Origin of the sequence: Pseudomonas mediterranea CFBP 5447, from assembly GCF_000774145.1 — a bacterium.
GTDB classification, from domain to species: Bacteria; Pseudomonadota; Gammaproteobacteria; order Pseudomonadales; family Pseudomonadaceae; genus Aquipseudomonas; species Aquipseudomonas mediterranea.
Map to the genome: position 1 here is coordinate 1,127,535 of NZ_KN322987.1, position 21,771 is coordinate 1,149,305.

Annotated in this window: 20 protein-coding genes and 1 pseudogene; 6 read left to right on the forward strand and 15 right to left on the reverse strand. The window is 62.6% G+C overall.

Features of this window, described 5'->3' with window-relative positions; translation table 11 throughout:
* Nucleotides 1-25: 25 nt before the first annotated feature.
* The 3 genes and pseudogenes from N005_RS30065 to N005_RS24840 form a co-directional block, all read right to left on the reverse strand.
* Nucleotides 26-490, reverse strand: a complete 465-nt coding sequence (locus N005_RS30065; RefSeq protein WP_425337475.1) for a methyl-accepting chemotaxis protein — start codon at nucleotides 488-490, stop codon at nucleotides 26-28.
* A gap of 90 nt (nucleotides 491-580) precedes the next feature.
* A pseudogene (locus tag N005_RS30070) lies at nucleotides 581-1,438 on the reverse strand (PAS domain-containing protein); the annotation flags it as partial.
* 91 nt (nucleotides 1,439-1,529) lie between these two features.
* Complete coding sequence (locus tag N005_RS24840; protein WP_047703605.1) at nucleotides 1,530-1,745, reverse strand: TIGR02450 family Trp-rich protein; 216 nt, start codon at nucleotides 1,743-1,745, stop codon at nucleotides 1,530-1,532.
* Nucleotides 1,746-1,935: 190 nt separating this feature from the next.
* Between N005_RS24840 and N005_RS24845 the strand changes: the two genes are divergently transcribed.
* The 4 genes from N005_RS24845 (at nucleotide 1,936) to N005_RS24860 (ending at nucleotide 7,979) form a co-directional block, all read left to right on the forward strand.
* A complete protein-coding gene (locus N005_RS24845; RefSeq protein WP_047703606.1) occupies nucleotides 1,936-3,351 on the forward strand; it encodes a sigma-54 interaction domain-containing protein in 1,416 nt (471 codons plus the stop codon).
* 282 nt (nucleotides 3,352-3,633) lie between these two features.
* Nucleotides 3,634-5,025, forward strand: coding sequence for a GntP family permease (locus N005_RS24850; protein ID WP_047703607.1), 1,392 nt, complete (start codon nucleotides 3,634-3,636; stop codon nucleotides 5,023-5,025).
* A gap of 7 nt (nucleotides 5,026-5,032) precedes the next feature.
* Entirely contained in the window at nucleotides 5,033-5,809 is a 777-nt protein-coding gene (locus N005_RS24855) for a 3-hydroxybutyrate dehydrogenase (protein ID WP_047703608.1), read from the forward strand.
* Nucleotides 5,810-6,023: 214 nt separating this feature from the next.
* The gene (locus tag N005_RS24860; RefSeq protein ID WP_047703609.1) at nucleotides 6,024-7,979 is read left to right on the forward strand and encodes an acetoacetate--CoA ligase; all 1,956 of its coding nucleotides are present in this window, start codon (nucleotides 6,024-6,026) and stop codon (nucleotides 7,977-7,979) included.
* Between the two features lie 177 nt (nucleotides 7,980-8,156).
* Here the strand turns inward: N005_RS24860 and N005_RS24865 are convergent, their stop codons facing one another.
* On the reverse strand, nucleotides 8,157-9,272 hold the full coding sequence (locus N005_RS24865) for a PilT/PilU family type 4a pilus ATPase (protein WP_047703610.1): 1,116 nt from the start codon (nucleotides 9,270-9,272) through the stop codon (nucleotides 8,157-8,159).
* A 123-nt stretch (nucleotides 9,273-9,395) separates the two neighbouring features.
* Here N005_RS24865 and N005_RS24870 point away from each other — a divergent pair, with 123 nt between their 5' ends.
* Both N005_RS24870 and N005_RS24875 read left to right on the forward strand, forming a co-directional pair.
* The gene (locus N005_RS24870) at nucleotides 9,396-11,933 is read left to right on the forward strand and encodes a PAS domain-containing hybrid sensor histidine kinase/response regulator (RefSeq protein ID WP_047703611.1); all 2,538 of its coding nucleotides are present in this window, start codon (nucleotides 9,396-9,398) and stop codon (nucleotides 11,931-11,933) included.
* Between the two features lie 42 nt (nucleotides 11,934-11,975).
* Complete coding sequence (locus N005_RS24875) at nucleotides 11,976-12,251, forward strand: peptidylprolyl isomerase (protein WP_003182808.1); 276 nt, start codon at nucleotides 11,976-11,978, stop codon at nucleotides 12,249-12,251.
* Nucleotides 12,252-12,384: 133 nt separating this feature from the next.
* Here N005_RS24875 and N005_RS24880 read toward each other — a convergent pair whose 3' ends face one another.
* From N005_RS24880 to N005_RS24930, 11 genes are all read right to left on the reverse strand, one after another.
* The gene (locus tag N005_RS24880; protein WP_047703612.1) at nucleotides 12,385-13,299 is read right to left on the reverse strand and encodes a sugar kinase; all 915 of its coding nucleotides are present in this window, start codon (nucleotides 13,297-13,299) and stop codon (nucleotides 12,385-12,387) included.
* Nucleotides 13,300-13,425: 126 nt separating this feature from the next.
* On the reverse strand, nucleotides 13,426-14,643 hold the full coding sequence (locus N005_RS24885) for an amino acid deaminase (RefSeq protein ID WP_047703613.1): 1,218 nt from the start codon (nucleotides 14,641-14,643) through the stop codon (nucleotides 13,426-13,428).
* 39 nt (nucleotides 14,644-14,682) lie between these two features.
* Nucleotides 14,683-15,447: an IclR family transcriptional regulator gene (locus tag N005_RS24890; RefSeq protein ID WP_047703614.1), complete on the reverse strand. Its 765-nt coding sequence runs from the start codon at nucleotides 15,445-15,447 to the stop codon at nucleotides 14,683-14,685.
* A 134-nt stretch (nucleotides 15,448-15,581) separates the two neighbouring features.
* Entirely contained in the window at nucleotides 15,582-15,968 is a 387-nt protein-coding gene (locus tag N005_RS24895; protein ID WP_024781238.1) for a RidA family protein, read from the reverse strand.
* Nucleotides 15,969-15,992: 24 nt separating this feature from the next.
* Complete coding sequence (locus N005_RS24900; protein ID WP_047703615.1) at nucleotides 15,993-16,784, reverse strand: amino acid ABC transporter ATP-binding protein; 792 nt, start codon at nucleotides 16,782-16,784, stop codon at nucleotides 15,993-15,995.
* Complete coding sequence (locus tag N005_RS24905) at nucleotides 16,781-17,443, reverse strand: amino acid ABC transporter permease (protein ID WP_047703616.1); 663 nt, start codon at nucleotides 17,441-17,443, stop codon at nucleotides 16,781-16,783. The genes N005_RS24900 and N005_RS24905 overlap by 4 nt, the downstream gene beginning before the upstream one ends.
* Before the next feature lie 9 nt (nucleotides 17,444-17,452).
* Nucleotides 17,453-18,115, reverse strand: a complete 663-nt coding sequence (locus N005_RS24910; protein ID WP_041024414.1) for an amino acid ABC transporter permease — start codon at nucleotides 18,113-18,115, stop codon at nucleotides 17,453-17,455.
* Between the two features lie 54 nt (nucleotides 18,116-18,169).
* Nucleotides 18,170-19,018: a transporter substrate-binding protein gene (locus tag N005_RS24915; RefSeq protein ID WP_047703617.1), complete on the reverse strand. Its 849-nt coding sequence runs from the start codon at nucleotides 19,016-19,018 to the stop codon at nucleotides 18,170-18,172.
* A gap of 342 nt (nucleotides 19,019-19,360) precedes the next feature.
* Complete coding sequence (locus N005_RS28495; RefSeq protein ID WP_081993349.1) at nucleotides 19,361-19,642, reverse strand: type II toxin-antitoxin system RelE family toxin; 282 nt, start codon at nucleotides 19,640-19,642, stop codon at nucleotides 19,361-19,363.
* Complete coding sequence (locus tag N005_RS24925; protein ID WP_003182829.1) at nucleotides 19,632-19,880, reverse strand: type II toxin-antitoxin system Phd/YefM family antitoxin; 249 nt, start codon at nucleotides 19,878-19,880, stop codon at nucleotides 19,632-19,634. The genes N005_RS28495 and N005_RS24925 overlap by 11 nt, the downstream gene beginning before the upstream one ends.
* A gap of 68 nt (nucleotides 19,881-19,948) precedes the next feature.
* Nucleotides 19,949-21,595 carry a phospholipase D-like domain-containing protein gene (locus N005_RS24930; RefSeq protein ID WP_047703619.1) on the reverse strand — a complete coding sequence of 549 codons (1,647 nt, stop codon included), beginning with the start codon at nucleotides 21,593-21,595 and terminating at the stop codon, nucleotides 19,949-19,951.
* Nucleotides 21,596-21,771 lie beyond the last annotated feature (176 nt).

A 21,771-nucleotide genomic window follows, 5' to 3' on the forward strand; every position in this document is an offset into this window, starting at 1 on the left:
TCGCGGGCCAGCCTTCTCCAGCGACTCAGGCGCCCCGTCGCTGGTCCAGGGTGTTGGCAAAATTGCCCATCACCGTCACCACCTGTTGCGCGCCGCGGTGGATATCCTGGATCACCGCGCCTGCTTCATTCACCAATGTGACACCCTGCTCTGCCTTGAGGGTGCTCGACTGCATACTGGTGACCGCTTGCCTGGCGAGGTCGCGGTTCTTGCCGACCACCTCGGTGATCGCGACGGTGGCCTGGCTCGTACGTCGGGCCAAGTTGCGCACCTCATCGGCCACAACCGCGAAGCCGCGCCCCTGCTCTCCCGCACGAGCGGCTTCGATAGCGGCATTGAGGGCCAGCAGGTTGGTCTGTTCGGCAATGCCCCGGATGGCATCGACGATACTGCCAATTTCCTCGGACTGTGCGCTCAGGGCCTCTATGCCCGTCGCCACGGCCTGGAGTTCATCGGCGATGCTTTGCACGACGGTCACAGTCTTCTGCACGACGGCGGAGCCAAGCCGGGTATGCTCATCGGTCTGCTGGGACGTCTCGAAGGCCAACTGCGCCGCCTTCGATTCGCTCTGGCGTTGTTCGATCTCAGCGGTGCAATCAGTGGCGAACTTGACCACCCCATACACATGGCCCTGGGCATCATAAAGCGGGTTGTAAGTGGCCTGCAGCCAGACGGTCGCGCCACGCTTGTCGACCCTCTGGAAAAGCCCTCCCATGTACTCGCCCCGGTTCAGCGCGGCCCAGAAGCCGCGATAGGCTTCGCTCTGCGCTTCGCCGGGCGCGCAGAAGATACGGTGATGCTGGCCACGCACCTCTTCCAGGCCATAGCCCATCACCTTCAGGAAATTCGCGTTGGCATTTACCACCTGCCCTTTCAGGTCGAATTCGATGACCGCCATCGAACGGTCAATCGCCTGCGTGAAGCTGGACTCGGCCTGTGAACGAAGCACGTCATCGGTCACATCGCGAACAATGCAGATGATGCGCCGTAAGCCCGCGCCCGCCTGGCGCACCGGAACATGGTCCGCTTCCACCCAGGCCCCGCATCCGTCGCGGGACAACAGAAAAAAACGATCGCTGGCACTTTCACCCTGCCGCAAGCGCTGCCACAACGTCGTGTACTGTGGACTACGGGCGTACGCCGGCGCGCAGAATGTCTGGTGGTGCTTGCCCAGAATCTCGTCGAGCGAATATCCAGTCATCCGCAGAAACAGAGGGCTGGCGTCCAGCACTTCACCTGTCGGCGCGAGCTCGAGCACGGCCATGGCGGCATGCAGGGCATGGTGCTGCGCCTCGAGATAAGCCTCCCTGGCCTGGACTTCATGCAAGGCCTGTTGATGCTTGCGCGTACGAATGAACATGGCACCACTCCGGGACGTTGGATGCGTGAATCGAGCCGCCTGCAGACGCAGGCGCCTTTTTCGCTGGGGAGATGCCATTAAGCCATGATTGCAAAAATAACTGTACAGCTTTTTAAATCTGTACAACTTTTATGTGACTAACGGCGTGCCGTCGGCCGCCCGCGCTCTTTCATCTCCAGCCTATGCGCCACTGCTTGTCATTTCGCAATTCGCGCCAGTCCAACAGCTCTGTGCGCCCGCTGTGTACCGCTTGCAATTCAACTTGCAGAGGTATCCCAACCTCGTCGCAGAGGAGTCGGGTCACCAGGAAATGCTTCTCTCGATTGACCGGCATACAGGCTGTCCATTTCGAAAGCATGAGTTTGCGAGGGTTGAATGGGTTCATTGTGGACATCCAAAAAATGTACAAAACAAAAACAACTGTACAATTTTACCTTCGTTGAAACCACGACCCAAGGAACGCTCGACCGAGGCGCGACGTGTCAGCCATCTTGATCGAGTGGATCTACGGCATAATGCCGCTGGCAACAGACTCACCAGAGGACGCCACACCCTCACCTTTCTGGGAATGCCCGATGCGCCCGACCGAAAACCTCAAGGACTACCAGCGTGTACGCACCCTGGCGATTCGCTCCTTGTTCGAGATCATCGAACAGTCCAGCGAAGGCACGGTAATCGTCGACCGTGACGCCAACATCGTCTGGATGAACGAGCGCTACGCCCGACGCTTCGGCCTGAACTCGGCCCAGGAGGCAATCGGCCGGGCCTGCGAGAGCGTGATCCCCGGCAGCCTGCTGCGGGAAGTGGTACGAACCGGGCGGCCGATCCTGCTGGACATGCAGGAGATGCCCAAGGAACCGCTGGTGGTCATGCGCCTGCCGATCCATGACAGCGCCGGCGCGGTCATCGGCGCCATCGGTTTTGCCTTGTTCGGTGAGCTGCATAGCCTGTCGCCGATGCTCAAGCGCTACCAGAGCATGCAGGAAGAACTGGCCTCGACCCGTTCGCTGCTGCGGGCGCGGCAGACCAAGTACAACTTCGCCCATTTCATCGGCACCAGCAGCGCCGGCCTGGAGGTCAAACGCCGCGCCCGCCGTAGCGCCAGCACCGATTCGCCGGTGTTGCTGCTCGGTGAAACCGGCACCGGCAAGGAGTTGCTGGCCCAGGCGATCCACAGCGCCTCGCCACGGGCGCACAAGGCATTCGTCAGCATCAACAGCGCGGCGATTCCGGAATCGCTGCTCGAAGCCGAGTTCTTCGGCACCGCGCCTGGAGCGTTCACCGGGGCCGACCGCAAGGGCCGCGCCGGCAAACTGCAGATCGCCCACGGCGGCACGTTGTTCCTCGATGAGATCGGCGACATGCCGCTGCCGCTGCAAAGCAAACTGCTGCGGGTACTGCAGGAAAAGGAATATGAACCGGTGGGTTCCAACGAAGTGCTGCAAAGCGATGTTCGTGTGATCGCTGCCACGTCCATGGATCTGGAAGCGGCGATCAAACGCGGTGAGTTCCGCGCCGACCTGTATTACCGCCTCAATGTACTGCCGATCCAGGTTCCGCCCCTGCGCGAGCGCCTGGATGACCTGCCGGCCCTGAGCGAGGCGATCCTCGAAGACCTGCGCAGCCAGCACGAACTCAACCCCGACGCCCTCGACCTGCTGGGCCAGCACGCCTGGCCGGGCAACATCCGCGAGTTGCGCAACGTGCTGGAGCGCGCCGCGCTGCTCAGCGATAACCTGCAACTCACCGCCGCCGACATCCGCGCGGCCATCGGCACGTTCACCCCGGTGACCCGCACGGCCAGCCCAAGCCTGGAACTGCAGCCCCAGGAAACCTTCAGCCAGGCCCGGGCGCGTTTCGACCGGCAACTGATCGAAACCACCCTCGCGCAATGCGGCGGCAAGGTGATCGAGGCGGCTGAGCGGCTGGGGCTGGGACGCTCGACGCTGTACAAGAAGATGGTGGCGTTGGGGATTGCCGAGTCTCAATAGAGAGAAATTAATTCTCTTTTTGTAGACATACATCTTGGAGCGCTTTGCGCTCATCGCGAGCAGGCTCGCTCCAACAGGAGATTGCGTTCCCCTGTGGGAGCGAGCCTGCTCGCGATGAGGCCATCCGAATCAAAAAATCTCCAAAAAGAGACAGCACTCTCCATATCTCCTCAAGCCAAACGACAAACCTCATATATTTCAACAAGTTACCAACCTGGCACAAAACTCGCTAAAGCCCTCCCACCGCTTCACCACAAAAATAACAATCCCAGGAGACACACCATGAGTGTGATCATTGCCTTGGCAGCCCTCGCGCTGCTGATGGTTGCCGCCTACCGTGGCTACAGCGTCATCCTCTTCGCCCCCATCGCCGCCCTCGGCGCCGTCCTGCTCACCGATCCCTCCGCCGTCGCCCCGGCTTTCACCGGGGTGTTCATGGAGAAAATGGTCGGGTTCATCAAACTGTATTTCCCGGTGTTCCTGCTCGGCGCGGTGTTCGGCAAGCTGATCGAGTTGTCGGGGTTCTCCCGCTCCATCGTGGCCGCGGCGATTCGCCTGCTGGGCACGCGCCAGGCGATGCTGGTGATCGTGCTGGTCTGCGCCCTGCTGACCTATGGCGGCGTGTCGTTGTTCGTCGTGGTGTTCGCGGTGTACCCGTTCGCCGCCGAGATGTTCCGCCAGAGCAATATCCCCAAGCGCCTGATCCCGGCCACCATCGCCCTCGGTGCGTTCTCCTTCACCATGGACGCCCTGCCCGGCACGCCGCAGATCCAGAACATCATCCCCAGCACCTTCTTCAACACCACCGCCTGGGCCGCGCCGTGGCTGGGTGTGATCGGCACGTTGTTCGTGTTCAGCATCGGCATGCTGTTCCTGCAACGTCAGCGCAACAAGGCCCAGCGCGTGGGCGAAGGCTACGGCACCGAACTGCGCAACGAGCCGGAAACCGCCGAAGACATCAAGCTGCCCAACCCATGGATCGCCGTTTCGCCGCTGCTGGCGGTCGGCATCATGAACCTGCTGTTCACCCAGTGGATCCCCCAGTGGTACGGCAAGACCCACAGCCTGGCGCTGCCGGGCATGGCGGCACCGGTGACCAGCGACGTCGCCAAACTCACCGCGATCTGGGCGGTACAGGCTGCGTTGCTGGTGGGCATCATCATGGTCCTGCTGTTCGGCTTCCGGGCCATTCGCAGCAAGCTGGCCGAAGGTAGTAAAAGTGCGGTGGGCGGTGCGTTGCTCGCGGCGATGAATACGGCCTCGGAATACGGCTTCGGCGCGGTCATCGCCTCGCTGCCGGGCTTCCTGGTACTGGCCGACTGGCTCAAGAGCATTCCCAACCCATTGGTCAACGAAGCCGTGACCGTGACGCTGCTGGCGGGCATCACCGGTTCCGCGTCGGGTGGCATGAGCATCGCCCTGGCGGCGATGTCCGAAACCTTCATCAGCGCCGCCCACGCCGCCAACATCCCTCTGGAAGTGCTGCACCGGGTGGCGGCCATGGCCAGCGGCGGCATGGACACCCTGCCGCACAACGGCGCGGTGATCACCTTGCTGGCGGTCACCGGGCTGACCCACCGTGAAGCCTACAAAGACATTTTCTGCATTACGCTGATCAAGACCCTCGCGGTTTTCGTGGTGATCGGTGTGTTCTACGCCACTGGCATTGTATGAGGTTCCTATGACGACAACTCTTTGCGGCAAGACGGCCCTGGTTACCGGTTCTACCAGCGGCATCGGCCTGGGCATCGCCCTGAGCCTGGCCAAGGCCGGCGCCGACTTGATCCTCAATGGCTTTGGCGATGCGTCGGCGGTGATCGCCGAAGTGCAGCAGTTCGGCGGCAAGGTGGGCCATCATCCGGCCGATGTCAGTGACCCGGCGCAGATCGCCGACATGCTCGCCTATGCCGAGCGGGAATTCGGCGGTGTCGACATTCTGGTGAACAACGCCGGCATCCAGCATGTGGCCGCGGTGGAGGATTTCCCGGTAGAGCGCTGGGACTCGATCATCGCTATCAACCTGTCCTCGGTGTTTCACGCCACCCGCCTGAGCCTGCCGGGGATGCGCAGCAAGGGCTGGGGAAGGATCGTCAACATTGCCTCGGTACACGGCCAGGTCGGCTCGGTGGGCAAGGCCGCCTATGTCGCGGCCAAGCACGGGGTGATCGGCCTGACCAAAGTGGTCGGCCTGGAAACCGCCACCAGCAACGTCACCTGTAACGCCATCTGCCCGGGCTGGGTGTTGACCCCGCTGGTGCAGAAACAGATCGACGATCGCATCGCCAGCGGCATCGACCCGCAACAGGCCCAGCATGACCTGCTGGCCGAGAAACAGCCGTCGCTGGATTTCGTCACGCCGCCGCAACTGGGGGAGCTGGTGCTGTTCCTGTGCAGCGAAGCCGGCAGCCAGGTGCGTGGCGCGGCGTGGAATATCGATGGTGGGTGGTTGGCTCAGTAACCTGGGCGAAGCACACCCCATGTGGGGGAGTTTGCTGTGGCGAGGGGGCTGTTGTGGCGAGGGAGCTTGCTCCCGCTCGGGTGCGTAGCAGCCGCAACAGGGCCTGCTTCGCAGTCCAGCGGGAGCAAGCTCCCTCGCCACAACAGCTCCCTCGCCACATAGAGCACCTTGTGCTGCAATGTTTATAAGCCTGAACAAGAACAAGAGGCACGCCATGTCCGACACCCTCTGGCAACCCAGCCCTGAACGCATCGCGCGGTCGCGCATGAATGCCTTTCGCCGGTTCGTCAACGAACGGCATCACCTGGAACTCAATGATTACCCCGCCCTGCACGCCTGGAGCATCGACCAGCGCGAAGCCTTCTGGCAGGCCATCGTCGATTTCTTCGAGATCCGCTTTCACCAGGCGCCCACCGAGGTACTGCAGGAAGGCGCGCAAATGCCCAGTGCCCGATGGTTCCCGGGGGCGACGCTGAACTTTGCCGGACACTTGCTGCGCCGTCGCGACACCGCGACGGCGGTGGTGGCCGTCGACGAAAACGGCGGCCAGGAACACCTGACCTGGGCCGAACTCGCTGCCCACGTCGCCGGCCTGCAAAAAAGTCTGCAAGCGGCCGGCGTCACCCAAGGCGACCGCGTCGCCGCCTGCATGCCCAACACCTGGCAGACCCTGGTGGGCATGCTCGCCACCACCAGCCTGGGGGCGATCTGGTCCTGTTCGTCGCCGGACTTCGGCACCCAAGGGGTGATCGACCGTTTCGGCCAGATCGAGCCCAAGGTGCTGATCACCTGCGCCGGTTACCGCTACGCCGGCAAGGTCATCGACCAACGGCCCAAGATCAACGAGATCCTCGAACGGCTACCCTCGCTGCAACAGCTGATCGTGCTGCCCTATGCCCAGCCGGACGCACGCGCCGAGGACTTCAAGACCGCGGCCAGCGTCGCCCTGTGGGACGGGTTCTACCAAGCCGGCGGCGAGCCGCAATTCGTTGCCGTGCCGTTCGACCATCCGCTGTACATCCTGTACTCCAGCGGCACCACCGGCGTACCGAAGTGCATCGTCCACGGTACCGGTGGCGTACTGCTGCAACACGTCAAGGAACATGGCCTGCACGTCGACCTCGGCCCCGAGGATCGGTTGTTCTACTACACCACCTGCGGCTGGATGATGTGGAACTGGCTGGTGTCCGCCCTTGCCGTTGGCAGTATGGTAGTGCTCTATGACGGCTCGCCGTTTCATCCCGGTCCCGAGCGCTTGCTGGACCTGATCGACCAGCAGCGCATCAGCGTGTTCGGCACCAGCCCCAAGTTCCTGGCCGCCCTGGAGAGCCAAGGCCTGAAGCCGCGGCAGACCCACGACCTGGGCAGCCTCAGGACCCTGCTCTCCACCGGCTCGGCGCTGGCGCCCCACAGCTACGACTACGTCTATCGCGACTTCAAGCCCGACGTCTGCCTGGCTTCGATGTCCGGCGGCACCGACATCGTCTCGTGCTTCGTCAACGGCAACCCGCTGTCGGCGGTAAGGCGCGGCGAGATGCAGGGCAAGAGCCTGGGCATGGCAGTACAGGTCTGGAACGAGGCCGGGCAGGCTGTCATCGGCGAGAAAGGCGAACTGGTGTGCACCCGGCATTTCCCGGCGATGCCCATTGGCCTGTGGAACGATCCCCGGCAGGAAAAACTCCGCGCATCCTACTTCAGCCAGTTCCCCGGCGTATGGGCCCAAGGCGATTACGCCGAGGAACTGCCCCATGGCGGCTTCCTGATCCACGGCCGCTCCGACGCGGTGCTCAACCCCGGTGGCGTGCGCATCGGCACGGCGGAGATCTATCGCCAGGTGGAAAAGGTCGAACAGGTGCTGGACAGCGTCGCCATCGGCCAGCAATGGCAGGGGGATGTGCGGGTGGTGTTGTTCGTGCGGCTGCGAGAGGGCGTGGTCCTGGATGACGCCCTGGAGCAGCGGATCCGCCAGGTCATCCGGGCCAACACCACGCCGCGCCATGTACCGGCGAAGATCCTGGCGGTCAGCGATATACCGCGGACGATCAGTGGCAAGGTGGTAGAGCTGGCGGTACGCAATGTGGTGCATGGCGAAGCGGTGAAAAACACCGACGCCCTGGCCAACCCGGAGGCGCTGGAGCAGTTTCGGGATCGGCCGGAGCTGGCCACCTAGGCACCCCACAAAACTGCTTTTCTGTGGCGAGGGGGTTTACCCCCGTTGGGCTGCGAAGCAGCCCCCCAATACCCTCAAACACAAGTCTGTCTGATACACCGAAGTGTCTGGATTTAGGGCTGCTGCGCAGCCCAGCGGGGATAAATCCCCTCGCCACAGGGAATGTCCCAAACCCCATCAATCCATCAACCCCCACTCCCCCGCCGCCGGATCGGCCGCAGGCGCGGCGCCCGACTCCGCATGCAGTTTCAACCGCAACCGCAGGTTGTTCGCCGAATCGGCGTTCTTCAGGGCCTCCTCCTCATCCAGCACTCCCTCCACCACCAGCTTGAACAGGGCTTGGTCAAAGGTCTGCATGCCCAGTTCCTCCGACTTTTCCATGATGCCCTTGAGCTCGCCCAGCTCGTTGCGCCGGATCAGGTCGGCCACCGTGGGCGAGCCGAGCATGACTTCCACCGCGGCCCGGCGCTGGCCGGTGCGGGTGCGCACCAGGCGCTGGGACACGAAGGCCTGGAGGTTGTTGCCCAGGTCGCTCAACAGCTGCGGCCGGCGTTCCTCGGGGAAGAAGTTGATCACCCGATCCAGGGCCTGGTTGGCGTTGTGGGCGTGCAAGGTGGAAATCACCAAGTGCCCGGTGTCGGCAAAGGCCAGGGCGTGCTCCATGGTTTCCCGGTCGCGAATTTCGCCGATCAGCACCACATCCGGCGCCTGGCGCAGGGTGTTCTTGAGGGCGGCATGGAAACTGCGGGTGTCGACACCGACCTCCCGCTGGTTGATGATCGACTTCTTGTGCCGGTGGATGTACTCCACCGGGTCTTCGATGGTGATGATGTGGCCGCTGCTGTTGCGATTGCGATAGTCGATCAGCGCCGCCAGGGAAGTGGATTTGCCTGACCCCGTCGCGCCGACGAACAGCATCAGCCCCTGTTTCTGCATGATGGTGTCGAGCAGCACCTTGGGCAGTTTCAGGTCCTCGAAACGCGGGATGTCCAGCTTGACGTTGCGGATCACCATGGACACGTCATTGCGCTGCTTGAAGATATTGACCCGGAATCGCCCGACACCCGAGAGGGATATGGCCAGGTTCATTTCCAATTCCCGATCGAACTCAAGGCGCTGTTCGGCGTCCATCAGAGACTCGGCGAGCCCGGCAATGTCACCGACCTTGAACGCCTGGTTGCCCAGGGGCTTGAGCACGCCTTCGAATTTGGCACACGGCGGCGCCCCGGTGGACAAGTAAAGATCGGAACCTTCCTGGCTGGCCAGGATGCGTAACAAGGGATCGATTTCCATGGACTGAAATTTCCGCGAGACATCAATGAAACAAGCTGACCCGAGCACGTACCTCTGCAGACCAACCCGCGCTTGCCTTCCTGAGAGGATAGTAGACGCGACACGCCACCCAGGGATTCCGTGATGAACGCAACACCCGCCAGCAGCGGCACACAGCGCCTGATCGAGCGACTGGACTGGAGTTCCAGCCCGCTGGGCGCCGCTGAAACCTGGCCCCAGAGCCTGCGCACCGCCGTGGACATCGTGCTGAACTCGCCGATGCCGATGGCCTTACTGTGGGGGCCGCAACTGATCCACTTCTACAACGACGCCTTTTCCCGACTGGCCGGCGATAAACATCCCCAGGCGTTCGGCCAGCCGACCCACACCGCATGGCCTGAACTCAAAAGCGTCAGCGCGCCGATTTATAACGACGTGTTGCAAGGCCGCACGCACACCAGCCGCGACCAGCAATGGCGCCTGCCCTTCGCCGGCCGGCTCTGCGACCTCTGGCTGGACCTGACCTATAGCCCCGTGCGTGACGAAGGCGCTGCCGTGGCCGGCATCCTGATCACCGCCATCGAAACCAGCGAGCGGCGACGCCTGGCCCTGGAGTTCGAACGCCGTTCCGAAGCCAGCCTCAAGGCCCAGCAGGAAAGCGAAGAGCGCCTGCAACTGGCCTTGGCGGCAGCCGATACGCTGGGCACCTGGGACTGGGACATCAGCGAAGACCGCTTCATCGCCGATGCGCATTTCGCCCTGCTGCACGGTGTCGATCCCAGTCTGTCGCGGCAGTTGCCCATCAGCGCCTACCTCGAAGGCGTGCACCCCGAGGATCGGGCGATGGTCGCCCGCAGCATCAAGCATTGCATCACCCACGGCACCGAATATGCCGAGGAGTACCGCCTGTTGCAGCCCGACGGCGAACTGCGCTGGGTGTTCGTGCGCGGTCGCTGCTACAAGGATCGCCATGGCCGGCCCAAGCGCTTTCTTGGCGCGGCCCTGGACCTGACCGAGCGCAAGCGCACCGAGCAAGCCCTGCGCCAGAGCCAGACCGAGCTGCAACTGATCATCAACGCCATGCCGATCCTCATCAGTTACGTGGACCGCGAAGAACGTTTCCGCCTGAACAACAGTGCCTACCTGGACTGGTTCGGACTGACCCCGCAGGAACTCTATGGCAAGACCATTCGCGAAGTGATCGGCGAAGAAGGCTATGCCGCTCGCGCCGAGCAGATTGCCGCAGCCCTGGCGGGCAAGCCGTGCAGCTTCGCCGTGCAGTCGGACCACCGCGACGGCCGGCCGCGGCATGCGCTGACCAACTACCTGCCTCGCCATGGCGCGGACGGCACGGTAAACGGCTTCTACATTTTTGTGATCGACGAAACCGAGCGCAAGAAAACCGAGGAAGCCCTGCGCAACCTCAACGAAACCCTGGAAGAACGGGTCATCGCCCGCACCCAGCAATTGGCCGAAGCCAACCACCGCCTGCAAAACGAGATGTTCGAACGCGAGCGCGCGGAGGAAGCGTTGCGCCATGCCCAGAAGATGGAGGCCGTGGGCCAGCTCACCGGGGGCATCGCCCACGACTTCAACAACATGCTCACCGGCATTCTCGGCAGCCTGGACCTGATGCAGCGCTACATCGCCAGCGGCCGCATCGACGAGATCGGACGCTTTACCGAAGCAGCGGTGTCATCGGCCAACCGCGCCGCGGCCCTGACTCATCGGCTACTGGCCTTTTCCCGACGCCAGTCCCTGGACCGCAAGCCGCTGGACGCCAACAGCCTGGTGTTATCCCTTGAAGACCTGCTGAGTCGCACCACCGGTGACCACATTGCGCTGCGCCTGCAACTGACCGATGAGCTGTGGCCCGTCAGCACCGATGCCAGCCAGTTGGAAAACGCCCTGCTCAACCTGGTGATCAACGCCCGGGACGCCATGCCCGACGGCGGTGAGCTCACCATCGAAACCGCCAATGTCTACCTCGACGGCAGCGACATCAGTACCCTGGAACCGATCAAGCCCGGGGACTACGTGATGATTGCCGTCAGCGACAATGGCAGCGGCATGACACCGTCCGTGCTGGCAAAGGCCTTCGATCCGTTCTTCACCACCAAACCCATCGGCCAGGGCACCGGACTGGGGCTGTCGATGATCTATGGCTTTGCCCAACAATCGGGTGGACTGCTGAATCTGGACAGCGTGCCGGGCCAGGGCACACGGGTGCAGTTGTACCTGCCGCGGCTGCGGGTGGCGCCTGTCGAGCAACCGACGCAGCCCACCACCGTCGAGGCACCGGCCGCCATCGCCGGCGAAACCGTATTGCTGGTGGAAGACGAGCCGGCGGTGCGGATGCTGGTGCTCGATCTGTTGCAGGCGCTGGGGTACACCGCCCTTGAAGCCGAAGACGCCAAGACCGCCCTGCCGTTGCTGGAGTCGGACCGGCGCATCGACCTGCTGGTCACCGACGTCGGCCTGCCCGGCATGAATGGCCGGCAACTGGCGGAGATCGCCCGTCAGCATCGACCCGATCTGAAGGTGTTGTTCATGACCGGTTATGCGCAGAAAGCCGCCGAACGCCAGGGCTTCCTGGAACAGGGCATGGACATGGTCGCCAAGCCTTTCACCCTGGATTTGCTGGCGAACAAGATTCGGACGATGATCAACCATGTCGCCTGAGTTGAGGCATAATCGCCCCCTTTTGTTCAGGTCAGCGCTGCGATGAAAGCCCAAGCCCGCCATATCCTGGTGAAAACCGCCGAAGAAGCCGAACAGCTCAAGCAACGCATCGCCAAGGGCGAAGCGTTCGATGTGCTGGCAAAGAAATACTCCACCTGCCCGTCCGGCAAACGCGGCGGCGACCTGGGTGAAGTGCGGCCGGGGCAGATGGTCGGGGTGATCGATGCGGTGATCTTCAAGAAGCCACTACGGGTGGTGCATGGGCCGATCAAGAGCAAGTTCGGCTATCACCTGGTGCAGGTGTTTTATCGGGATTGATATCGGGCCCAACGCAGGTCACATGTGGGAGCGAGCCTGCTCGCGATAGCGGTGGGTCAGTTGATATTGATGGTGACTGACACACTGTCATCGCGAGCAGGCTCGCTCCCACATGAGGTTCTGTGGTGGGTCGCTATCGGGGAATCAACGCCCCCGGCACCTGAATCACCCGACTCGCCAACCGATGCCCGGCCTCGGCGGCTTCCACCGGGCTGCCACCCATCAAGCGGCGCGCCAGGTACGCCGCGCTGAACGAATCCCCCGCCGCCGTGGTGTCCACCACCCGCTCGACCCGCTGGGCCGGCACTTCATACGATTGGCCATCGCAGCGGATCAGACACGCCTCGGCACCGCGCTTCAGGACCACTTCCGGGGTGCCTAGCGGTTCGTAGGCGGCGAACACCGCTGCGCTGTCGGCATAACCGAACAGCGCCTGCTCGTCGTCCACGGTCAGCAGCGCCAGCTCCACGTAAGGCAATACACTGCGATAGGCCGCACGGGCGGCGTCGACCGAGGCCCAGAGCCTTGGTCGATAGTTGTTGTCGAAGACCACCTGAGCACCTCGCCGACGCGCCTCGACCAGGGTCTCGATAAGCTTGCCGCGCCCCTGCTCGCCCAGCACCGCCAGGGTGATGCCACTGAAATACAGCACATCGTAATCCGGCAACGCCGCCAGGATCGGTGCGGCGGCCGGCGTGGTGAAGCAATCGCGTACCGCCGCTTCGTTGCGCCAGTACAGGAACCGTCGCTCACCGGCCGCATCGGTCTGGATGCAATACAAACCCGGCAAGCGGCCGGGCAAGCGCTGTACCCTCTCCAGTCCGATGTTCTCCTCGGCCCAGCTCTGGCACATGGCGTCGCTGAAACTGTCGTCGCCCAGGGCCGTGACGTAATCCACCGATGCCTGGTCGCCCAAGGCGCGGGACAGGTAGACCGCCGTGTTCAGGGTGTCGCCGCCGAAGCTCTGTTGCAGGCTGCCGTCGGCGCGTTGCTGCAGTTCGATCATGCACTCGCCGATCAGGGCGATGCGGGGTTTGGAGTGGCTCATGGAAAGTCCTGATGATTCGGTGGTGTCTGGCAGGCCGTCATCGCGAGCAGGCTCGCTCCCACATTTGAAACGCATTCCTCCTGTGGGAGCGAGCCTGCTCGCGATGGCCGCGACTCGGTTTCAAGCCTAGAAACAAGTCTCCATGCTTTCGACCACCCGCAACTGCTCATCCACCAGGCATCCCACCCGCCACTTGTCGAAGGTCAGGCACGGATGGGAAGTGCCGAACGCAATGATGTCGCCGATCCGCAACTCAATCCCCGGCGCCACGGTCATGAACGCGTGCTGGTCCATCACCGCCGTCACCTTGCAGCCGCTCACGTCATCACCGGTTACCGAATCCGCTCCGGGCTTGTAGCGCTTGAGCGGCACCGGCAGCCCCGCGTCGTAGGCCACATCGCGCTTGCCCAGGGCGATGACCGCGAAGCCCGGCTCCGGCAGGGATTGCACATGGGCCCAGACCTCCAGTGCCGGCCGCAGGCCTTCGTGCAGGTCGTTGCGCCGCTCCAGTACGCAGCACTGGGCCTCCTTGTAGATGCCATGGTCGTGGGCCACATAACTGCCGGGCCGCAGCACGCTGAGGAAACGCCCGTGGGCATTGCGCACCTCGAAGGATTCGGCGATCAGGTCATACCAGGCCGAGCCCGAGGCGGTGATGATCGGTTTATCGAGGGCAAATGCGCCGCTGTCCTGCAACTGCACCGCCAACCCCACCAGGGACGCGGCGAACGCGCGGATGCCGCTGACAGCCTGATCACCGTGGATCACCCCTTCGTAGCCTTCGATACCAGTCAGGGCCAGCGCCGGTTGCGCCCGGATCGCCTCGGCCAGGGCCAACACTTCGGCCTCGCTCCGACAACCGCAGCGACCACCGACCACGCCGTACTCGATCATCACGTTCAGCTTCATCCTGCGAGAAGCGAAAAACTCGCCCAGGTCGGCAACGCTGTCCGGATGATCGACCATGCAGTGGAACTCGAACGTCGGGTCGGCCAGCAGATCGGCGATCAGCGCCATGTTCGGCGTGCCCACCAACTGGTTGGCCATCAGCACCCGCCGCACACCGTGGGCGTAAGCGGCGCGGGTTTGCACGGCGGTGGCAAGGGTGAGGCCCCAGGCGCCGGCATCGAGCTGGCGGTGGAACAACGCCGGGGTCATGCTGGTCTTGCCGTGGGGCGCCAGCTCGGCACCGCTGTTGCTGACGAACTGTTGCATCCAGCGAATGTTGTGTTCCAACGCGTCGCGATGCAGCACCAACGCCGGCAGACTGACGTCGCGCAACAGGTAGGCACCGACGGTGGCGGCGCCCTTCTCTACGGCTGTGTCCTGAATGGCAGAAGACATGGTCGAACTCCTCTCGCGGTCGCGGATGACCGCTACTGTCTATTCATTGATGCGCCGGGCCAGGTTGTTGGCGCTGTCGATCAGCACCCGGCGGTAGTCGGCGTAATTGTTCTTGGCGTCGGCCCGGGGGGCGACGATGCACAGGGTCGCGATGGCCACGCCGTCGGGGTCTTTGACCGGGGCGGCGAAGCAGTGGGTGAAGGTGTCGGCGACGCTGTCGAAGGAGAAGAACCCGTCGAGGCCGGCCTGGCGGATCTCCTTGAGAAACTGCTCCACCGGCAGGCGCTCGCCATCCGGCAGGATGAAGTCGTCGGGGTCGATCAGGTCGACGATCTGCTGATCGCTCAGGTGCGCCAGCAACAGGCGGCCGGAGGCGGTCCAGGGGATTGGCGCGTTTTCACCAATGTCCGATGAAATGCGGAAATGCCGCTCGCCCTCCTTCATCAGCGCCACCGTGTACTTGCGTCCGTTGAGCAGGCACATCTGCGCGGTTTCCCGGGTCTGGCGGACAATCTCCTGCAAGGCCTGATCGGCCTCGCGGCTCAAATCGAAATGCCGCAGGTGCGCCTGCCCGAGAAAGTACAACTGGCGGCCCAGGTAGACGTGGCCGTCCTTGCCCACCGGCTCGAGGATGCGCCGCTCCAGCAGCGATGCCACCAGCTCGTAGACCGTGGACTTGGGGCTGCCAATGCCGCTGGCGATGTCGTTCGGGCGCAGCGGCTGGCCGATCTCCTTGAGGAAATCGAGGATATCGAACGCCCGATCCAGTCCCCGGGCCCGGCGTTTGATGGTGTCTTCGGTCATGTCTTGGGTTCCCATTCAGTTGGCCGCGAGTGTAACCAGACAGCGGTGGCGTCTGGTAGATCGCTATCGCGGCCAAGCCTTGCTCCCACAGGCACAGCTTGATCTTGTGGGAGCAAGGCTTGCCCGCGATGGCCTCACTTTTTCTTGTAGGCCACGCAATCGATCTCGACCTTGCAATCCACCATCATGCTCGCCTGCACACAGGCCCGGGCCGGGGCGTGTTCGGGGCTGAAGTATTCGCCGAATACCTTGTTGAAACTCCAGAAATCCCGCGGGTCATCCAGCCACACACCGCAGCGCACCACATCCTTGAGCTCGTAGCCGGCCTCTTCGAGGATGGCGATCACATTCTTCATGGTCTGGTGGGTCTGCTCGACAATCCCGCCGGCGATGATCTCGCCGTTCACCGCCGGCACCTGGCCGGACACGTGCAGCCAGCCATCGGCCTCGACGGCGCGGGCAAAAGGCCGTGGCTGACCGCCACCCGCGGTGCTGCCGGTCCCGTAGCGCTTGATGCTCATGAGTGGATCTCCTTGTTCAATGGATTAAAAACGAGTGTTCTTGAGAAATTCCGCCAGGCGTGGCGACTGCGGCCGTTCGAACAGTTCCTTCGGCGGCCCCTGCTCTTCGATACGGCCCTGGTTCATGAAGACGATCTTGTCGGAGACCTCGAAGGCGAAACGCATTTCGTGGGTCACCAGCAGCATGGTCATGCCGTCTTCGGCCAGGCCCTTGATCACGTTCAACACTTCGCCCACCAGCTCCGGATCGAGGGCCGAAGTGACTTCATCGAACAGCATCAGGCTGGGATTCATGGCGATCGCCCGGGCAATCGCCACCCGTTGCTGCTGGCCGCCGGATAACTGACCGGGAAAATGGTTGCGGCGTTCCAGCAGGCCGACCCGCTCCAGCCACTTCTCGGCCAGGGCCACGGCTTCGTCCTTGGGCAGCTTCTTCACCTTGAGCAGGCCCAGGGTGACGTTCTGCAACGCGCTCAGATGGGGAAACAGGTTGAATTGCTGGAACGCCATGCCGGTCATCGCGCGGTGCCGGGCGATGACTTTTTCGGGATGGCGCACTCGCTTGCCGTCGACTTCGTCGTAGCCGATGGACTCGCCGTCGAGCATGATCCGCCCGCCCTGGAACTCTTCCAGCATGTTCACGCAGCGCAGCAGCGTGGTCTTGCCCGAACCGCTGGAGCCGATCAGCGTCACTACATTGCCGCGCTGCATGCTCAGGTCAACGCCCTTGAGCACTTCCAGCGGGCCGTATTGTTTGCGCAGGCCGCGAATGTCGAGCAGCGGCTGGGCGTTGGAGGGAGTCGAAACGTCAGTCATGGCAAGGCCACCCGCTTTTCAATGTGCCGCCCGAGCAATTCGATGGCGTAATTGATGATGAAAAAGAGAAACCCGGCGAACAGGTAGAACTCCAGGGTCATGAAGGTCCGGGCGATGATCTGCTGGGTGCTGAGCAGCAACTCGGCGACGCCGATCACCGACAGCAGGGTCGAGGCCTTGACGATCTCGGTGGAGGAATTGACCCAGGTCGGCAGGATCTGCCGCAGTGCCTGGGGCAGCAGCACATAACCCAGGGCCTGGAAGAACGTCAGGCCGATGGCCTGGCTGGCTTCCATCTGCCCACGGGGCAGCGCTTGCAAGGCACCGCGCACGATCTCGGCCACGTGGGAGCCACAGAACAGCGTCAGGCCCAGGACGCCGGCCTGGAACGCGCCGATCTGCCAGCCCAGCGCCGGAGCCATGTAGAAGCAGGCCAGCACCAGCACGAACACCGGCGTGCCGCGAATCAGGTCGACATAGAAGCGAAACGGTGCGCGCATCCAGGTGCGGCCGTAGGTCAGCACCAGCCCGGCAACCAGGCCAATCAAGGTGCCCAGCAAAATCGCCAGCAGCGAACATTGCACGCTGGTCAGAAACCCGGCCCACAGCGTCTCCCGGGCAACCCATAGCTCATGCAACCAACTGGGGGATTCGTACATGGGACGCTCCTAACGGCGAATCGCCAGGCGCTGCTCGAAATACCGCAGCAGCATGGCAATGAGATAACAGGCCGCGACATACAAGGCCGTGGTCACCAACCAGGTTTCGATCACCCGGTAGCTCTCCACGTTGATCTTGCGGGCGTAATAGGTCAGCTCCGGCACGGCAATCGCCGCCGCCAGGGACGTGTCCTTGAACAGCGAAATGAAGTTGTTCGACAACGCCGGCAGCACGTTGCGCAGCATCACCGGCACGGTGACATAGGCTTTCACCTGCCACTCGCCCAGGCCAATCGCCAGGCCCGCTTCCCGCTGGCCTTTGTGGATGCTCATCAACCCACCGCGGAACACTTCGGTCAGGTAGGCCCCGGCGTACAACGACAAGGTGATGACGAACGACGGCAGCTTGTCCAGGCGGATGCCGAGGCTTGGCAAGGCGAAATAGATCAGCAGGATCAGCACCAGGATCGGCGTATTGCGGATCACCGTGACATACACCGACGCCAGCACGCGCAAGACCCGGTGCTTGCTGAGCAGCGCGAATGCCATGGCCAGGCCGATCACGCAACCGATCGCGATCGACACCAGCGCCAGGCCGAGTCCCAGGCCAAGCCCCGCCAGCAAGGTGTCGAAATCGCGCCAGACAGCGGCAAAATTCAACTGATAGTTCATAGTCGGCAGTACCTTCGACGGGGCGCCCGCACGTGACGCCCCGAGTTCACGGGATCATTTGAACTCAACGGGGAAACCGATGGCCGGCGACGGCAACTCGACGCCAAACCACTGCTTGAACGATGCGGCGTAGGTGGGGAATTCCACGCCGGTCATGGCTTCATGCAGGGTGGTGTTGACGAAGTTCAGCCAATCCTGGTCGCCGCGCTTGACCGCGCAGGCATAGGTTTGTGGGCTCCAGGCATACGCCGGGCTGCGATAGCGACCCGGATTCTGCACCATCAGGTACTTGACCGAGGACTGATCGGTGGCTGCCGCGTCGGCGCGACCGGAGTTCACTGCCTGGTACATCAGGTCGACGCTGTCGTACTGGTCGACCTTGGCCTTGGGCAGCGCCTGATGCACTAACTCTTCGGCGTAGACGTTCTGCAACACCGCGACGGTGACGCCGTCGCCGGCAGCCTTGAGGTCGTCGATTTCCTTGTACTTGCTGTTGGCCGGCAATAGCAGGCCCACGCCTTCGCGGTAGTACGGCAAGGTGAAGGCCACTTGTTGAGCGCGGCTGGCGGTCACGGTGATGAACTGGCAGCTCATGTCCACCTTGTCGGTCAGCAGGTTGGGAATCCGCGCATCGGAAGACTGCACCACGAACTCGACTTTCTCCGGGTCGTTGAACAGACCCTTGGCGACCATCCGTGCGATGTCGATATCAAACCCTTGCAACTTGCCATCCGCTCCCTGGAAGTGCCACGGCGCATTGGTGCTGCCCGTGCCCACGATCAATTTCCCCCGTTGCAGCACGCTGTCCAGCTTGCTGTCGGCCGCCTGAGCGACACCCATGGCAGCCGTCGTGGCCGCGAAGAGAAAAACACACGCTTTGAACAAGGAAGGTCGGCGATGCATGGCAAGCACTCCAGGATGAGTTTATTCCGCTATACCGGAACATGGTATGTAACAACGGAATAGACAGCAGAAAGTGTGCCACAGGTTTGAGACCCATGGGCGAGGAAAATGGAAAGTGAATGGAATCAGGGAGATGGAGAAACTGGCCGGGCGGGGACGACCTGGGGCGTTATCGGGCAATTGCTACCGTTGGCTACGACGTGCGAGTAGCAAGGCCCCAAACCGGTGCCAGGCCGTGCCCTCTGTGGGAGCGAGCCTGCTCGCGATAGCGGTGGGTCAGCTTGAACTGATGTTGGATATGATGCCGCCTTCGCGAGCAGGCTCGCTCCCACAGGAGGTTATCTACCGTTTGGCGGCCTCATCGTACACTTGGCCACGCTCACGCTTACCGACCGCAATCACTGTTACGACCAACACCTCGTCTACCACACGATAGACGAGTCGATAGCCTGCATTGCGCAGCTTGATTTTATAGGCGCAACCCAGCCCATGCAGACGGTCAGCTTGGACATGCGGATTAAGCAATCGCTCTTCGAGCTGCTTTTTGAACTGCTCTCTTAACGTCGCTCCCAGCTTTTGCCATTCCTTCCATGCCTTATCGGAAAACTCCAACTCATAGGTCATCAAGAGAAACCTTGATCGTTGGATCGTTCTCACGCTCGCGGCAAAGAGCGACCAACTCCATATCCTCAAGTCGATCCATCATGGCTTCATACTCTTTAGCGGGCACACAATAGAAAGCCGGTTCGTTACGATTGAGAATCGCGACGGAAAGTCCTCCACCAGCGGCGACGGTTCCCATTGGATTTTTCTTGAGCTCAGAGATACTGGCGACGACTTGCGAAAGTACGATATGTGTCATGAGATGTTTCCTTGAGCACTCTTAATCATGCGAAAAATAGCACTCTGAAACGCTCCTTACCACTGGCATTAGCGCCCGCAAAACCTCACCCGAGACAACATCCGCAAATCCCCATCGCGGTAATAATCGTCACTCCAGCTGTCATCCACCGCCAACGGCTTGACCTGCTGGAGCGCGAGCTTCTTGGCGAAATAGCGAAAGCGGTAATGCTCGTAGAAGCGCAGCAGCTCCAGCCCGTAGCGGTCGGCCAGGTCGGTGTCGCCCTGGATGATGAGGTAGTTTTCATCGTTACTGCTGCTGGCCGCGGCGCTGAGGTTATGGCTGCCGCTGATGATGGTGGGCGTGTCGCTGGTGAAGTCAGTGACGATGGCTTTGGTGTGCACCAGCAGGTTGCCCTTCTGGCCTTTCATGTTTTCCCTGAGCCAGCCCTCCAGCCCGGTATTGAGCAGTGCGGTGGCGGCGAATTCGGCGGTGCGGTCGGCATGGAAGCCGGTGATGCGGCTGGTGGTGTTTTGCAGGCCGTAGCGCAGCACATCGTCGTGGGGCTGGCCGAGCAAGGCGTCGAGGATCCGGTCGGGCAGGACGAACGCGGTGACGAACAGCAGGTCCTTGCGCGCGGCCTTGATGATGTCGACGAAGCGGTCCAGGTCGCCTCCGCCCGTGCGCGGCGAGAACCCGGCGAACAAGGGGTCCTGCGGGTCCATGGGATTGCTCTGGGTCAGCCACTGGCGGGTAGCATCGACGTCCTGCGGGGTGGCCCAGATCTGCTCGAACACCTGGCGATAGCTGTCGCTCACCCGGGGATCGTCCAGCACGTGAACGACATTGGCCTGGCGGTAGACACCGTTGGCGGTGAAATTGGTGCTGCCGCAGAGCACGGCCTCGGGGTGCAACGCACCGCTGCCGTCGACCTTGCTCAAGACGATGAACTTGTCGTGGAAGATGCCTTGGGTCACCCTTCCCCGCTTGTTGGCCGGCGGCAGTTTTTCCAGGCTGGCCTCGTTGCGCAGCGTGGTCTCGTCGCCCGGTTCGGCGTGGTACAGCACCCGTACCTGCGCACCACGGGTGAAAGCGGCATTCACCGCCTCGACGATCACCGGCAGTTCGTACTCGTAGATGGCGACATCCAGGGCCCAGGTCGCATCCAGCGCCCGGTCGATGAAGCCGGTCAGGCGTCCCAGCAGACCGTTTTCCAACCAGCGACGCGGTGCATCGGGCCAGTCGTCGATGGACAGGTGCCGGTTGGCACTGATCAACGCATCCAGTTCGGGGAACTTGCGCTGGAACGCCTGGCTGGCGGCCACGGCACGATTGAAGATCACCCGCTGGTTGGTCGGCTGGCCGTTATCGCTGGTGACCGTGACCTCCAGGGACTCTCCCAACTGCGGCGCATCGGAACTGCCGTAGGCCAGGTGCACACGGTAATGAATGGTCATACCGGGATTGACGGCGTAATCGGCCCAGCGAAATTTCTGCAAAGGCGCCTTGTCGCTGGGCGTGGCGTGGAATTGGGGGAAGGTGTGGGCCTTGTCGGGGAACGTCAGGCTGTTGAACAGGAACAACCAGGGCTTGTCACCCTGCTGCTTCTCAATGGCAAACCCCAGCAGGCCCTTGCGCCGCGGTTCGGCCAGGTCCATGGCGAGCAACACGCCGTTGGTGCCGGCATAGGCCTTGACCCGGAAGTCGTCCTGGGGGTTGGTGATGAGTATGCGCATGGTTCACTCCTGTGAAGTTGCCTGAGCATAGAACAGGGATCCGACTCGGGGGCAGATCGGGGACCGAGGTAATGCTATCGCGAGCAGGCTCGCTCCCACAGGGAGTTGTGGTGTTGATCAATTCGGTATTCACCGCACAGCCCATGTGGGAGCGAGCCTGCTCGCGATGAGCCCCA